A 15,947-nucleotide genomic window follows, 5' to 3' on the forward strand; every position below is an offset into this window, starting at 1 on the left:
AATTTTTAAGGATGGAAAATGGAAGAAAACTCGTTAAGGTTAATATTGCTCTTAGTGGGTATGGTCATATTGTTGGGGATATATTTTTATGACGTGCTAGAAAAAAAGAAAGCGACCGTTCAACAAGAAGAGCTAGATGACTCGGCATTTGATGAGCGAGTGGATCCGGTGATAGGTGGTGAACCGTCCTTTTCTGCGGTATTGGATGAACAGCAGGCCCCGACCATTCATGAGCATGTGGACGTGCCTGAAGCGCAAGAGTCAGACCCTTCACCCGTTGATCCAGTGGAGGATGTGCCAGTGGCAGAGCAGGCATTGGTCATTCAACTGGTTGTTTTGCCTCATAGTGGCGGCTCGTTATTGGGTACAGCTTTGATAGATGCGTTTACAGCCTTAGGTCTTGAGTTCGGTGATATGGGGATTTTTCATTATTACCAGCGACATGATGGTGTTGAGGCGCAACAGTTTCACGTGGCAAATATATTAGAGCCAGGCACTTTTCCTGTGGGTAATATGACTGAGTTTGAATCAACAGGGATCATATTATTTTTTCAAGTCAGTGATGTCGCGCAACCAAGTGAAGCGTTTGAAAATATGTTGAATGTGGCGCGTGAATTAAGTCAGCGCCTAGAGGCGAGGTTGGTCGATGCTGAAATGAACGAGTTGAGACCAGATAACATTATGAAAATTCAGTCACAGCTTTCTAATTTATGACAATGCATGACGATGTTAAGCGACGTGTGCAGACGCTACGTGAAGAGATAAATCAACATAACCAGAATTATTATCAGTACGACGCACCAAAAATTCCTGATGCCGATTACGATGCCTTATTGCGAGAGCTTCAGTTATTAGAGGCTGAAAACCCAGAGCTAATGAGTGATGATTCGCCGACGCAGCGCGTCGGTTCAGCCCCGTTAGACTCATTTCAGCAGGTAGAGCATGCGGTGCCGATGCTGTCATTAGATAATGCCTTTGACGATGATGAGTTTGAGGCATTTGATAAGCGAGTGCGAGAGCGAGCTGACGGGGTTGAAGACATCGAATACCTTGTCGAGCCGAAATTGGATGGCTTAGCTATTTCTTTGTTGTATGCGGACGGTGTGTTAGTACGCGCTGCAACAAGAGGGGATGGTAAACGAGGCGAAGACGTTACCGAAAATGTTAAAACTATTGGTGCCATTCCACTCAGTTTAAAAGGCGATAATCTACCATTGAGTCTAGAGGTCAGGGGTGAAGTGTTTATGCCGTTGTCTGGTTTTCAGCAGCTGAATCAACAGGCATTGGCGTTAGGTGAAAAGCCTTTTGCTAATCCAAGAAATGCCGCTGCAGGTAGTTTGAGGCAGCTAGATTCAAAAATAACAGCAACCCGTCCACTGGCTTTTTATAGCTATGGTATTGGGGTGGTAGAGGGTTACGAGCTACCGCAGACACAACAGGCGCTGTTTCAGCTGTTGGCTACATGGGGTTTGCCAGTGAGTGATCAGGTGACGACGGCAAGGGGCATGCAGCAATGTCACCAAGCCTATCAAGTGTTGGCGCAAAAAAGAGCGCTATTACCTTATGAGATTGACGGGGTCGTTTATAAAGTTAACGATTTTGCCTTACAGAAAGCCATTGGTTTTGTGTCAAGAGCGCCGCGTTGGGCAATAGCACGTAAATTTCCAGCACAAGAAAAAATGACCGAAGTAATAGGGATTGATGTGCAAGTGGGTAGAACAGGAGCCATTACGCCGGTTGCTCGATTGGCACCTGTTTTTGTTGGTGGGGTTACCGTTACGAATGTCACGTTACATAACGAAGGTGAAATGCGCAGGAAAGATGTTCGTGTGGGTGATACGGTGATTGTCAGGCGTGCCGGCGATGTGATTCCAGAAATTGTTTCTGTTGTATTGGAAAAGAGAAAGCCTGCATCGCAGCTTTTTGAAATGCCAATGTCTTGTCCTGTGTGCGGGTCAACAGTGGAGCGCGCGGAGGGAGAGGCGATCGCACGTTGTCCAGCTGGCTTGTTTTGTCGTGCTCAAGTGAAAGAGTCGATCAAGCATTTTGCCTCACGTAAGGCGATGGATATAGATGGGTTGGGTGACAAGATTATTGAGCAATTAGTCGCTCAGGATTTAGTTAAAACGCCGGCTGATTTGTATCGATTAACTCACGAGCAGTTGTCGAGTTTGGAGCGAATGGCCGATAAGTCTGCCAGTAATATTATCGCGGCACTTGAAAAAAGCAAGGTAACGACCCTGCCGAAGTTTCTGTATGCGTTGGGTATTCGAGAAGTAGGCGAGGTGACTGCGGCAAGCTTATCGAGCTATTTTGGACAGCTGGATGTGATACAGAGTGCCACTGTTGAAGAGTTGGAGAAGGTGCCTGATGTTGGGCCTATTGTTGCACAACATATCGTGGCTTTCTTTGAGTTGGCGCATAACCGTGAGGTAATAGCGAGCTTGAAAAACTTAGGGGTTAGTTGGCCCAATGTTGAAGCAGTTCCCCAAGATGATCAGGCTTTATCAGGTAAAGTCTTTGTGTTGACCGGTACATTGTCGACGATGGGGCGTATTGAAGCGAAAGAAGCCTTGCAATTATTGGGTGCAAAAGTGACTGGAAGCGTCTCGAAAAAAACCGATTATGTTGTTGCCGGGGAGGATGCTGGTTCAAAGTTGAAAAAAGCCCAGTCGCTAGGGGTGACGGTACTATCAGAAGACGATTTAATAAAGCTAATAGCAAAGGACTGAATATAACTGTAACGCTATGGATGCCGATTTAGAAACGCAAGTTTGCGTGTTACAAAGCCATATGGATGGCATGATTTCGCGTGCGCAAAAGAATGAGGAAATGTTGAAACGTTTTCAAGACTTGGAAATGCGTTTATTGTCACTGAATTCTTTACGTGAATTAATTGAGCATATTAACGACGATGCCCAATTAGCCTTTAATCTCGACTCTTTATCGTTGGTGCTCGCAGATGAAGATGATGAGATAAAGCAGTTTCTTACCGAGGATGGTTTTAGGTTTGATGAATACCCGAATATTATTTTTTTATCTAAGGGAGGGGTGTTTAAAGATGAGCTGGGTTTGTCTCAACGAATTTTGCTAGGCGCTGCTAATGATGTCCTACCCCAGGTTTTTTGGCCAGCTAATAAAACAGCGCCAAAGACAGTAGCGATTATTCCTCTTGTGCGGCGTGGTATTTATCTGGGCTGTATGGTGTTTGGTAGTGAAGATGAGGGACGTTTTCAAGTAGAAATGGCGACATATTTTTTGGAGCGTCTAGGTAAGGTGATGAGCGTGTGCATGGAAAACACGCTGAATTATGAACAGCTCAGGCGCACTAGCCTATTTGATACGCTGACAGGGGTGAATAATAGGCGGTTCTTTGAACAACGGATGGATGAAGAGATACTTCGCTGCTTAAGAACGGGTGATAGTCTGTCGTGTTTGTTTATTGATATAGACTTTTTTAAGGCGGTGAACGATAACTTTGGGCATCAAGTAGGTGATCTGGCGCTTCGACACGTGGCGGAGACATTACGTGGTCAATTGCGAGCAAATGACATTCTGGCGCGTTATGGTGGTGAAGAGTTTGTGGCGATATTGCCAACTGCCTCTGAGAAGAAGGGTATTGAAGTAGCAGAAAGGATGCGGCAGTCGGTTGCTAATGCCTCAATAGAAATGGCCGGCGAAAGTTCACTAGCGCTGACCGTTTCAATTGGTGTTTCAACGTTTGTTGTTGCAGAACCAGGGTTATCTAAGCCTTTGGGGGCTAGTCAGTTAATAGACGTTGCCGATAAGGCTTTGTATCAGGCAAAAAAATCTGGGCGTAATCTCGTGCGTAGTGGTGGAGAAGTAAAGTCGTGCTCAGTTGTTGATAAAAGAGCCGAGTAGCCGCAGGGTTTGTTTCTATGGTTCAGTATAGGGCGTAGCGGCTTCTTAAGGCCATATTTTATGGCGATGTAATGGCGAAAGCTTAGAAGCATTGTTTTGTGCGGGCAAACAAAGTTATCAAGAGCACCGTTTTTCGGGTATAATTTCGGCTTTATTTAGCATGAATTTTTTGGCGATAAAAAGCTGATGTGAAGTATATTTTTATCGCTTTCTTAATGTTTTTTTGAATTATTTGGCATCCTAGGAGATACCGATACATGTCTGAGCTTGTAAAAGAAACGATCCCCGTCAATATTGAAGATGAGATGCGCCAGTCTTATTTAGACTACGCGATGAGTGTTATTGTTGGGAGAGCCTTGCCAGATGTACGTGATGGCTTAAAGCCAGTGCACCGTAGGGTGTTGTACGCAATGAATGTGTTGAACAACGATTGGAATAAACCTTATAAGAAATCCGCCCGTATTGTTGGGGATGTTATTGGTAAATATCACCCTCATGGTGATACCGCTGTGTATGACACCATCGTTCGGATGGCACAGCCTTTTTCTATGCGTCATATGTTGGTGGATGGTCAGGGTAACTTTGGTTCAGTTGATGGTGATTCTGCAGCGGCGATGCGGTATACCGAAATCAGAATGTCAAAGTTGTCGCATGAAATGTTAACTGACCTAGATAAGGAAACAGTTGATTTTACTGCTAACTACGATGAATCAGAGCACGAACCCAGTGTGTTGCCTGCGCGTGCTCCTTTACTGCTCATTAATGGTTCGTCTGGTATAGCGGTGGGCATGGCGACGAATATTCCGCCACATAATCTTGCGGAAGTAACCTCAGCATGTCTGCGTTTGATTGAGGAGCCTGAAACAACCATTGATCAATTGCTGGAATATATTCCAGGGCCTGATTTTCCAACGGCAGGTATTATCAATGGTGCCACCGGTATTCGCGAAGCTTACCAAACAGGCCGCGGAAAAATTTACCTACGTGCGCGTTACCATGTTGAAGGCGAAGAAAGCTCAAATAGTAAGCTGTCTATTATCGTCACTGAATTGCCGTATCAAGTAAATAAAGCACGCTTGATGGAGAAAATTGCTCATCTTGTCAAAGATGGCAAGCTAGAAGGTATTTCAGGCCTGCGTGATGAGTCAGATAAAGACGGCATGCGTATGGTGATAGAGCTTAAACGTGGCGAAGTGCCTGAAGTGATTATCAATAATTTATATCAACACACGCAACTTCAGAATGTGTTCGGTATTAACATGGTGGCGCTGATCGATGGTCGCCCTAAATGTTTGAATCTTAAGCAAATCCTTAATGCGTTTATTGATCATCGACGTGAAGTCGTAACGCGCAGAACAATTTATGACTTACGTAAAGCGCGTGAGCGTGCTCATACCCTAGAAGGGTTAGCGATTGCGTTGTCGAATATTGATGAAATGATCGCGATGATTAAGGCAGCAAAGACCCCCGCCGAAGCAAAGGTGAGCTTGCTGGGAGCAGCTTGGGAGCCTGGTTTAGTAGCTGACTTATTATCAAAAGCAGACTCAAGCCGTTCTCGCCCAGATAAGCTTGAAGAGCAATATGGCATTGTTGATGGGCGTTATCATTTATCTCCTGCGCAAGCGCAGGCTATTTTAGAGTTGCGCCTGCACCGTTTGACAGGGCTTGAGCAAGATAAGATTCTTCAAGAATATAAAGATCTTCTTGTTGTAATTGATGACCTTTTAGATATTTTGGCGAACAGGGATCGCTTGATGTCAGTGATCAGTGAAGAGCTGAAAGCACTGATAGAAGAATATAAAGAAGAGCGTAGAACAGAAATTGTTGATAAGTTTTTAAACCTCACGGCAGAAGATTTAATTACCGAAGAAGATATGGTGGTGACTTTGTCGCATGAGGGTTATGTGAAATCACAGCCGCTTACTTCATATACTGCGCAACGTCGTGGTGGAAAGGGTAAAACAGCCGCAAACACAAAGAATGAAGACTTTATTGATAAGCTGTTTATTGCCAACACACATGACACGGTTTTATGTTTCTCGAGTAAAGGGAAAGTCTATTGGTTGCGCGTGTTCAATTTGCCGGTGGCCAGTAGGGTTGCGAGAGGTAAACCGATTGTCAATTTGCTGCCGCTAGACAGTGACGAACGTATTAACGCTATTTTGCCAATTCGTGAGTTCAATGAAGATGAATATATTTTCATGGCTACTGAATCGGGCACGGTTAAAAAGACCCATATTAAAGAGTTTGAAAAACCCCGTGCGAACGGCAAAATTGCTATTGATTTGCGTGATGACGATACCTTGGTTGGCGTTGCAGTCACCGATGGCGAAAAAGACGTTATGTTATTTGCTAGCTCAGGCAAGGTAGCTAGTTTTAAAGAGGCAGATGTTCGGGTGATGGGACGTACAGCAAGTGGTGTTCGGGGTATGCGTTTAAAAGATGAAGAACATATTATTTCATTGATTATTTCAGAACCAGGCACTGTTTTAACATTAACCCAAAATGGTTACGGTAAGCGCACAAAAATTGAAGAGTATCCGATTCATAAGCGTGGTGGGCAAGGGGTTATAGCAATGCAAACCAGTGAACGTAATGGTGCGTTGGTCGGTGCTGTCTTGGTAGATGAAAGCGACGAGCTAATGCTGATCACCGATGGCGGTACATTGGTTAGAACGCGAACCAGTGAAATATCAATTTTAGGGAGAAATACACAAGGTGTTCGTGTTATTCGTCCCGCTAAGAATGAAAAAGTCATCGGTTTAGATCGTATTGCTAGCTTAGATGATGAAGAGGGTGAAGAAGTCGCCCTTGATGAAGAAATTACAGATTAATTGTTTTAAGGAGAGTTAGATGTCCCGTGTATATAATTTCAGTGCCGGCCCGGCTGCAGTACCTGTAGACGTATTGAAAAAAGCCCAACAAGAAATGCTTGAGTGGCATGACTCGGGTATGTCTGTTATGGAAATGAGTCACCGTGGTAAAGACTTTATTTCAATTGCAGAAAAAGCAGAAGCCGATGTTCGAGAACTAATGAACGTTCCTGAGAACTATAAGGTTCTATTTTTACAAGGTGGTGCAACAACCCAATTTTCAATGGTGCCGATGAATTTACTTCGCGGTAAAGAAAAAACCTGTTATGTCAATACAGGTGCTTGGTCTAAAAAAGCCATTAAAGAAGCTAAAATTCATAGCAATGTGCACATTTCGGCCAGCTCAGAATCGACTAACTTCACTACAATCCCAGCAGTAGACAGTTGGGATGTTGATCAAAATGCGGCCTACTTGCATTACACCAGTAATGAAACCATTGGTGGTGTTGAATTTCACTCTATACCCGATGTAGGTGATATAGATTTGGTTGCGGACATGTCATCAAATATTTTATCTAGAGAGTTTGATGTCAGTAAGTTTGGTGTCATTTATGCTGGCGGTCAGAAAAATATGGGGCCATCGGGTATAGCGCTTACAATAGTGCGCGACGACTTGATTGGCAATGTGAAAGCCGGTTCGCCGTCCATGATGGATTATAAAAATCATGCAGATGCAGGGTCAATGTTTAATACACCTGCCACCTACAGCTGGTACTTAATGGGCTTAGTGTTTGAGTGGATAAAAGAGCAAGGCGGTGTGTCAGCGATAGAAGCACAAAATGTTCGTAAGGCTGAAAAACTTTATGCTGCGATTGATAACTCAGATTTTTATGCAAACCCTGTCGAGTTGACCTCACGATCAAGAATGAATATTCCATTTACCTTGGCAAATGCTGAATTAGAAGGCTTATTTTTAAGTGAAGCTAAATCAGCTGGCCTAGTCACTTTAAAGGGTCATCGATCAGTAGGGGGTATGCGTGCCAGCATTTATAATGCAATGCCAGAAGAAGGGGTTGATGCATTGATCAGTATGATGGCTGAGTTTGAAAGAACAAAGGCATAGACAAACAGTTAATAATTTATAGGTTAGTAAACATGTACAAAATACAAACATTGAACAACATTTCTGTAAAAGGCCTTGAGAAATTTCCAAGAGAGACCTATGAAGTGGCCTCTGAAATTCAAAACCCAGATGCTTATATGCTGCGTTCTTTAAAGCTGCATAATGTAGATATACCTGAAAGTGTTTTAGCAATTGGACGGGCCGGTGCCGGTGTTAATAATATACCCATTGAGAAAATGAGTGCACGAGGTGTTCCTGTGTTTAATGCACCAGGCGCTAATGCAAATGCGGTAAAAGAATTAGTTTTAACAGGTATGCTTTTAGGTTGCCGAAATATATGTCAGGCGTGGGAATGTGCAAAAAACCTTACAGGCGATGACGAGTCCATTAGTAAAGAAGTAGAGCAAGTTAAGAAAAAATTTGTAGGCTTTGAATTACCAGGTCGTACATTAGGCGTTATTGGCTTAGGTGCGATTGGCACATCCGTGGCGAATATGGCGCGAGATTTAGGCATGAACGTTGTAGGATATGACCCAGCGTTGACTGTTGAGCGTGCGTGGCAGCTATCATCATCTATTGAGTCTGCAAATACAGTCGATGAGTTGTTAGCAAAGTCTGATTTTGTGACGATCCACGTGCCGTTTAATGAGGGAACAAAGAACCTCATTAATGCACGTCGTATTAACACGATGAATGATAATGCGATTATTTTGAATTTTTCTCGCAATGGAATTGTAAATGATGAAGACGTTGTTGAAGCGTTAAATGCCGGTAAGCTGTATTCATACATTTGTGATTTTCCAAGTAACCTATTAAAAGATCACCCGCGTGTCATTACCTTGCCACACCTTGGGGCTTCTACAGGGGAAGCTGAAGAAAATTGTGCAATTATGATTGCTGATCAATTAAAGGATTTCCTAGAAAATGGAAATATCAAAAACTCGGTGAATTTTCCACAAGTCAAGATGCCACGAGTGAGTGGTTACCGTATGGCTATTGCAAATTCTAATGTACCTAATATGGTTGGGCAAATTTCGAGTATTCTTGCGGAAACAGGTCATAACATCTTAGATTTATTGAATAAATCAAGAGGCGACTTGGCGTATACCTTATTAGATGTGGATACAGAAATTACAAAAGACGTCGTTGATCAAATTAAAGCCATTGATGGTGTTCTATCTGTTAGAACGATTTAAGAGGTGAGCATGGGTGTTAATGATTCATTATCTGAGTTAAGAGGCGCTATCGATGAGCTAGATAGTCAATTATTAACCCTGTTTAATCAGCGAGCTGATTTGGCAAAAGCGGTTGCGGCTGTAAAGTTACGTGAAGGAGAAACGGTAGATTTTTATCGTCCAGACCGTGAGGCTTCGGTCTTAAGGCGTGTTAAGGAGCAAAATCCAGGGCCTTTAAAAGATGAGCATGTGGCACGAATTTATCGTGAATTAATGTCATCGTGTTTGGCGCTGGAAAAGCCGCTGACGGTGGCTTACCTTGGTCCGTCAGGCACCTTTACGCAAGAAGCTGCCTTAAAACATTTTGGACATGCTGTACGCACTGTTGAGACGGCGACCATTGCTGATATTTTTCATGAGGTGGAAAATGGAGAGGCTCACTATGGTGTGGTGCCGGTTGAAAATTCTACTGAAGGTGTGATTAGTCATACGCTAGACATTTTCATGAATTCAGCCTTACAGATTTGCGGAGAAGTAGCGTTAAGGATTCATCATCATTTGTTGACCAATGTTGAAGCACTAGACCAAGTTAAGGTGGTTTATTCGCACCAACAATCCTTGGCGCAATGCCGGCAGTGGCTTATGTCGCATTTACCCGGCGTAGAAACTATAGCGGTAAGCAGTAATGCTGAGGCGGCACGTCTTGCGAGTGAAGAAGGGGCTGCGGCGATTGCGGGTGAAATAGCATCTGATTTATACCAATTAAATATGTTGGCCAGCAATATTGAAGATGAGCCAAATAATACAACACGGTTCTTGGTCATCGGTCAGCAAGAAGTACCACCAAGTGGCGATGATAAGACCAGCATGATGATTTCTACAAAGAACATTGCTGGTGCTTTGCAAAGTGTATTAGCACCGTTTGCATATGCAGGTATTAGTCTAAATAAAATAGAATCTAGACCGTCAAGGCAAGCAGCTTGGGACTATGTATTCTTTGTTGATATTGATGGTCATCAAGACGATGAAAAAGTGTCCACAGTATTACAAGAATTGCTGCCTAATGTGAATCTATTAAAAGTATTAGGCTCTTACCCCAAAGCGGTTATTTAAAAATAAAGTAAAGGGTTGCCGGAAAGCAATAATAATGTCTATAAAAAATAATTTTTGTGATTTGGCGTTTGAGCCTATTAATGGCCTGTTCCCCTATCAGCCCGGGAAGCCTATTGATGAATTACAGCGTGAGCTGGGACTTGATAATATTATTAAGTTAGCCTCAAATGAAAACCCCTTGGGCCCAAGTGAGAGGGTTAAAAAAGCGATACAGAACTCGTTGAATGATATTTCAATGTACCCTGATGGCAACGGTTTTTATTTAAAAAAAGCCTTGTCAGAAAAACTCGGTGTAAACGCTGATATGATTACACTGGGTAATGGTTCAAACGATGTTCTAGATGTTATTGCTCGGGTGTTCTTAAGCATGGGGCGAGAATGTATCTACTCTGAATATGCGTTTGTTGTGTACTCCATAGCTACGCAATCTGTAGGTGCTACTGCACGAGTCGCTAAAGCCCGTTTGCCTGATGAGCTTGACGCTTATGGGCACGATCTTGAGGCGATGGGGAAGTTAGTTAGTGAAAAAACGTCAGTTATTTTTATTGCTAACCCAAATAACCCCACAGGAACGTGGATAGAGCCAGACCAATTGGAGCAGTTCTTAAAGAAAATACCTAAGCACATTATTGTGGTTCTTGATGAAGCATATTGCGAATACTTGGAACCACAAAATGTCGTTGATACAACCCGTTGGCTACAGCGCTATCCAAATTTGATTATTACCAGAACTTTTTCAAAAGCATATGGGCTAGCTGGGCTGAGAATAGGTTATGCGGTCAGTCATCCGGATATTGCCGATTTGCTCAATAGGGTGAGACACCCATTCAATGTAAATTCTTTGGGCTTAGTTGCTGCCGAGGCTGCGTTACAAGATGATGCCTACATTGATAAAAGCCGTGAATTAAACAAACAAGGTTTACAACAACTCGCTAATGGTTTTGAGAAACTAGCGCTGAGCTATATCCCTTCTGCTGGAAACTTTATCTCGCTAAATGTCGGTGAAAAAGCGGCAGATATTTACACGAAATTACTGCATGAGGCGGTCATTGTACGCCCTATAGCAGGGTATAACATGCCTGACTATCTTAGAGTATCAGTTGGCTTAGCCGAAGAAAATGAGGTTTTATTAAGTGCGCTGAAGAAGGTGATCTAGCATGTTTAAGAAAATGTGCATCATTGGTGTTGGCTTAATTGGCGGCTCTATTGCAAGGGCATCAAAGAAAAACAACTTATGTGAAGAAGTTATTGGCGTAGGGCGAAGCGAGAAGCATTTACAAAAAGCAGTTGAATTAGGTGTTATTGATGGGTATGAGCTGTCCATTCCATTAGCGACAAAAAACGCTGATATTATCGTTATATGCTCACCTGTTGGGGCTTTTGAATCAATTTTCCAGCAACTAAAAACCACATGGTCAAAAGAGTGCTTGTATACGGATGCTGGCAGTACAAAAGCTAGCGTTTTAGACGCTTTAGAAAACGTTTTTGCTGGGGTGCCCAGTAACTTTGTGCCAGCGCATCCGATTGCAGGCTCGGAAAATAACGGTGTAGAAGCATCCAGTGATCGTTTATTTGAAGGAAAACGTAGTATCCTTACGCCCACTGAGTCGACAGATCAGCAGCTCACTGACCTATGTCAAACATGGTGGGAGAAAATGGGTGCAGAGGTGTCTATAATGAGTCCTCGGCATCACGATGAGGTGTTTGCTGCGACAAGTCATTTACCCCATGTATTAGCGTTCTCATTAGTAGAAGTACTGAAAAACAAACAAGATGAACGTGAGATATTTGAATACGCTGCCGGTGGATTTAAAGATTTTACACGTATTGCATCAAGTGACCCAGAAATGTGGGCGGACATCTGCCTAGCAAATGGGCCTGAGTTACTTAATGTAATGAAAGAGTTAGAGCAACTTAACCAGAAGATATCATCGTTAATCGATGCAAAAGATAAACAAGGTTTATTAGAGATATTTAAATCAGCACAAAGTGCGCGGAAATATTTCTTAAGCCTTCAAAAAAAGTAAAATTCAATGAATACAATGTTATCAAGCCTCAGTCAGGGACTAAAGGGGCAATTTCGTGTCCCTGGCGATAAATCAATTTCACATCGAGCTATTATGTTAGGTAGCTTGGCAGAGGGTGTCACGCAAGTCAGTGGTTTTTTAGAAGCCGAAGATGCCTTGGCAACCTTAAAAGCATTTCAACTTATGGGTGTTGATATTGAACGATTAGGTGAAGGTCGGCTACGAATAAATGGAGTCGGTTTGCATGGGCTTAAAGCGCCGCAAGAAGACTTATATGTTGGTAATTCAGGAACCTCGATGCGCTTATTATCGGGTATATTGGCTGGCCAAAAATTTGACAGCACGCTGACAGGTGATCATTCATTAACCAAACGTCCAATGCGTCGGGTCTTAGACCCACTATCATTGATGGGTGCAGCAGTTGAAAGCACTGATGCAGGTACATCACCTTTAAAAGTTCATGGTGGCGCGCCCTTGCGTGGTATTCAATATAAGATGCCAATGGGTAGCGCCCAAGTGAAGTCGTGTTTGCTATTAGCGGGTTTATACGCAGAAGGCACAACAGAGGTGATTGAGCCTGCAATTACTAGGGACCATACAGAACGTATGTTGAAGGGCTTCGGCTACTCGGTAAAAACGGAAGGCAATGTGGTTTCAATAGAAGGAGGAGGGGCACTAAAAGGTATGTCAATTGATGTGCCGGGTGATATTTCTTCGGCAGCATTTTTTCTTGTGGCGGCCTCGATTACACCCAATTCAGATATTACACTCCAACATGTTGGCGTGAATGCAACACGGACAGGCATTATCGATATTTTATTAAAGATGGGCGCCGATATTCAGTTACTAAATGAAAAAGTAGTGGGTGGAGAAAAAGTAGCAGACATACGGGTCAAAAGCTGTCAATTAAAAGGTATAGAAGTACCTGAAAATTTAGTTGCTTTAGCCATAGACGAGTTTCCAGTCATTTTTGTTGCCGCTGCTTATGCTGAGGGTCAAACAATCGTAACGGGCGCCGAAGAGTTGCGTGTAAAAGAGAGTGATCGGATTCAAACAATGGCTGATGGCTTACAAACATTAGGCGTAGATGCCCAGGCTACAGCCGATGGTATGATTATTAATGGAGGGGCTGTGCAAGGCGGAGAAGTAGAGAGTTTTGATGATCATCGAATCGCGATGGCGTTTGCGGTAGCTGGTCTACAGTCAAGGGGAGCTATTAAAATTAATAATTGCGAAAATGTAGCGACGTCCTTCCCTAATTTTGTTGAGTTAGCGACTCAATGTGGTTTTGAGTTAGCGGCAAAATGAGTAATATAATTCCAGTTTTAACAATTGATGGTCCAAGTGGTTCAGGAAAAGGCTCTATTTCCAAGCGTATTGCTGAAAAATTAGGCTGGCGTTATTTGGATAGTGGTGCACTATATCGCGCACTGGGTGTAGCAGCGATCAGGTCTAAAGTGGATCTTAAGAATGAAGACGCGCTTGCAGATTTGGTTAGAGATATTGAATTAGAGTTTAAGCGAACAGAACTGGGAAACTGGTCGGTTTTGCTAAACGGGCAAGAAGTACAGAATGAATTACAAACCGAACAGGTTGGGGATGTTGCTTCAAAAATAGCGGTATTTAAGAGAGTGCGAGATGGTTTGTTAGCTAAGCAACAATCTTTTTTGAAGCCGCCAGGCTTAGTCGCCGATGGAAGAGATATGGGGAGTGTTGTATTTCCAACTGCGACACACAAAGTGTATTTGACAGCAAACGCGGCCGAGCGTGGAAAAAGGCGTTATAAGCAGTTGATTGAAAAAGGAATAAGTGCTAACCTGACTGATGTTATTCAAGATATTGAGCGAAGAGATGAGCGAGATAAAAATCGCCGTGCTTCTCCGTTGGTAGTGCCGACAGATGCTGTTTACATAGACTCATCTCTTTGCACTATAGAAGAGGTTGTACAGCAAGTTCTAAATTTACTGAAAAACAAATAAAACGTATCCGACAGTTTGGGTACTCTCGTTACCGAGAAATAAAGGTGGTTTGAGCTCGAATGACTCAAGCCTTTTTTTAACTTAACCCTTTTTTTAAGGTCTTAGGACGTTAAAAAATTTATAAAGAGAACATCATGAGCGAAAATTTCGCAGAACTATTTGAAGAAAGCATTAAGTCCGCTGAACTAACACCGGGCACACTGATCACCGGTTTAGTAGTGGATATTACTAACGACTCAGTTATTGTTAACGCAAACCTGAAATCAGAAGGCAATGTGCCACGTTGGCAGTTTGTTAACGCCTCTGGTGAGCTAGAGGTTGCGATTGGCGATGAAGTTGAAGTTGTATTGGATATGGTGGAAGACGGCTTAGGCTCAACACTATTATCGAGAGATAAGGCGAAAAAAGCTGCAGCCTGGAAATTCCTAGAAAAAGCAGCAGAAGAAAAAGAAACAGTAATAGGTGTTATCACTGGCAAAGTACGTGGTGGCTTTACTGTTGAAGTAGGTGGCTTAAGTGGCTTCTTACCAGGATCACTTGTGGATGTACGTCCACTTAGAGATACAACCTTCTTAGAAGGCAAAGACCTTGAGTTTAAAGTCATCAAATTAGATGAAAAACGTAACAATGTTGTTGTCTCTCGTCGAGCAGTTCTAGAAACAGAATACAGCGCAGAGCGTGAAGCATTATTAGAAAACTTGAAAGAAGGCGCTATCCTTAAAGGGGTTGTAAAAAATCTTACCGATTACGGTGCATTTATCGATTTGGGCGGCGTAGATGGTTTGTTACATATTACCGATATGGCTTGGAAGCGTGTTAAACACCCATCCGAAGTGATCGAAATCGGTCAGGATATTGAAGTTCTTGTGCTTCGTTATGACGAAGAGAAGAAACGTGTTTCACTTGGCATGAAACAGTTGGGTGAAGATCCTTGGGTTAATATTTTAGACCGTTACCCAGTTAACTCTAAACTGAGTGGTAAAGTAACAAACTTAACAGATTACGGTTGCTTTATTGAAATTGAAGACGGCATCGAAGGTCTTGTTCACGTGTCAGAAATGGATTGGACTAACAAAAATGTTAACCCAGCTAAAATCGTATCATTAGGTGACGAAGTTGAAGTGATGGTGCTTGAAATTGATGATACTCGCCGTCGTATTTCATTGGGTATGAAACAATGTAAAGGAAACCCATGGGAAGACTTCTCAGCGATTCATAAGAAAGGCGACAAAATTAAAGGCCTTATTAAGTCTATTACTGACTTTGGTGTCTTTATTGGATTGGATGGTGATATTGACGGTTTGGTACATTTGTCTGATATTTCTTGGGATGAGAAAGCTGAAGAAGACCTGCAAAATTACAAAAAAGGAATGGAAATTGAAACTGTTATTCTAGCGATTGACTCTGAGCGTGAGAGAATCTCATTAGGCATTAAGCAGTTAGAACAGGATCCTTTCCAAGAGTTCTTGGCATCGAATGATAAAAATAGTCTTGTCAAAGGAACGGTAAAAGAAGTTGATGCGAAAGGCGCGGTTATTCAATTAGCAGAAGGTATTGAAGGCTACTTACGTGCTTCAGAGCTTAATAGAGACCGAGTGGATGATGCTAGAAACTTACTGACCGAAGGGGATGAGGTTGAAGCTAAATTTATTGGGGTTGATCGTAAGAACAAAACCATTAATTTATCTGTAAAAGCTAAAGATGATGATGAAGAGAAAGCAGTATTGAGCGACTACTCTGCTCAAAATGCTAGCACACCGACATTGGGTGATATCTTTAAGAACTCCATGGAAGATAAGTAAAAAGAGTCGAACATTAGGCGGGATAATGTATTC

12 protein-coding genes are annotated in these 15,947 nt (G+C 42.7%); all 12 read left to right on the forward strand.

The window, feature by feature from the left end; all coding sequences use genetic code 11:
* Positions 1-18: 18 nt before the first annotated feature.
* The 12 genes from KUG63_RS03885 to rpsA all read left to right on the forward strand — a co-directional run bounded on the left by KUG63_RS03885 (position 19) and on the right by rpsA (position 15,914).
* Positions 19-714, forward strand: coding sequence for a cell division protein ZipA C-terminal FtsZ-binding domain-containing protein (locus KUG63_RS03885; protein ID WP_020932851.1), 696 nt, complete (start codon positions 19-21; stop codon positions 712-714).
* Positions 711-2,732: an NAD-dependent DNA ligase LigA gene (ligA, locus tag KUG63_RS03890; protein ID WP_020932850.1), complete on the forward strand. Its 2,022-nt coding sequence runs from the start codon at positions 711-713 to the stop codon at positions 2,730-2,732. Before KUG63_RS03885 ends, ligA begins: the two co-directional genes overlap by 4 nt.
* Before the next feature lie 16 nt (positions 2,733-2,748).
* Positions 2,749-3,882 (forward strand): sensor domain-containing diguanylate cyclase, encoded by a 1,134-nt coding sequence (locus KUG63_RS03895; protein WP_020932849.1) that lies wholly within the window; start codon positions 2,749-2,751, stop codon positions 3,880-3,882.
* Between the two features lie 257 nt (positions 3,883-4,139).
* Positions 4,140-6,716, forward strand: coding sequence for a DNA gyrase subunit A (gene gyrA / locus KUG63_RS03900; RefSeq protein WP_015005492.1), 2,577 nt, complete (start codon positions 4,140-4,142; stop codon positions 6,714-6,716).
* A gap of 19 nt (positions 6,717-6,735) precedes the next feature.
* The gene (serC, locus tag KUG63_RS03905; RefSeq protein WP_020932847.1) at positions 6,736-7,818 is read left to right on the forward strand and encodes a 3-phosphoserine/phosphohydroxythreonine transaminase; all 1,083 of its coding nucleotides are present in this window, start codon (positions 6,736-6,738) and stop codon (positions 7,816-7,818) included.
* Between the two features lie 32 nt (positions 7,819-7,850).
* Positions 7,851-9,014, forward strand: coding sequence for a phosphoglycerate dehydrogenase (locus KUG63_RS03910; RefSeq protein WP_015005494.1), 1,164 nt, complete (start codon positions 7,851-7,853; stop codon positions 9,012-9,014).
* Positions 9,015-9,023: 9 nt separating this feature from the next.
* The gene (pheA, locus tag KUG63_RS03915) at positions 9,024-10,106 is read left to right on the forward strand and encodes a prephenate dehydratase (RefSeq protein ID WP_015005495.1); all 1,083 of its coding nucleotides are present in this window, start codon (positions 9,024-9,026) and stop codon (positions 10,104-10,106) included.
* A 34-nt stretch (positions 10,107-10,140) separates the two neighbouring features.
* Positions 10,141-11,262, forward strand: coding sequence for a histidinol-phosphate transaminase (hisC, locus tag KUG63_RS03920; RefSeq protein WP_020932845.1), 1,122 nt, complete (start codon positions 10,141-10,143; stop codon positions 11,260-11,262).
* A 1-nt stretch (position 11,263) separates the two neighbouring features.
* Entirely contained in the window at positions 11,264-12,133 is an 870-nt protein-coding gene (locus tag KUG63_RS03925) for a prephenate dehydrogenase (RefSeq protein ID WP_020932844.1), read from the forward strand.
* Positions 12,134-12,139: 6 nt separating this feature from the next.
* Positions 12,140-13,441, forward strand: coding sequence for a 3-phosphoshikimate 1-carboxyvinyltransferase (aroA, locus tag KUG63_RS03930; protein WP_287554122.1), 1,302 nt, complete (start codon positions 12,140-12,142; stop codon positions 13,439-13,441).
* On the forward strand, positions 13,438-14,112 hold the full coding sequence (cmk, locus tag KUG63_RS03935; protein ID WP_020932842.1) for a (d)CMP kinase: 675 nt from the start codon (positions 13,438-13,440) through the stop codon (positions 14,110-14,112). The genes aroA and cmk overlap by 4 nt, the downstream gene beginning before the upstream one ends.
* 134 nt (positions 14,113-14,246) lie before the next feature.
* Entirely contained in the window at positions 14,247-15,914 is a 1,668-nt protein-coding gene (gene rpsA / locus KUG63_RS03940) for a 30S ribosomal protein S1 (protein ID WP_015005500.1), read from the forward strand.
* Positions 15,915-15,947 lie beyond the last annotated feature (33 nt).

Source organism: Cycloclasticus sp. (assembly GCF_019090545.1).
GTDB lineage: Bacteria > Pseudomonadota > Gammaproteobacteria > Methylococcales > Cycloclasticaceae > Cycloclasticus > Cycloclasticus pugetii.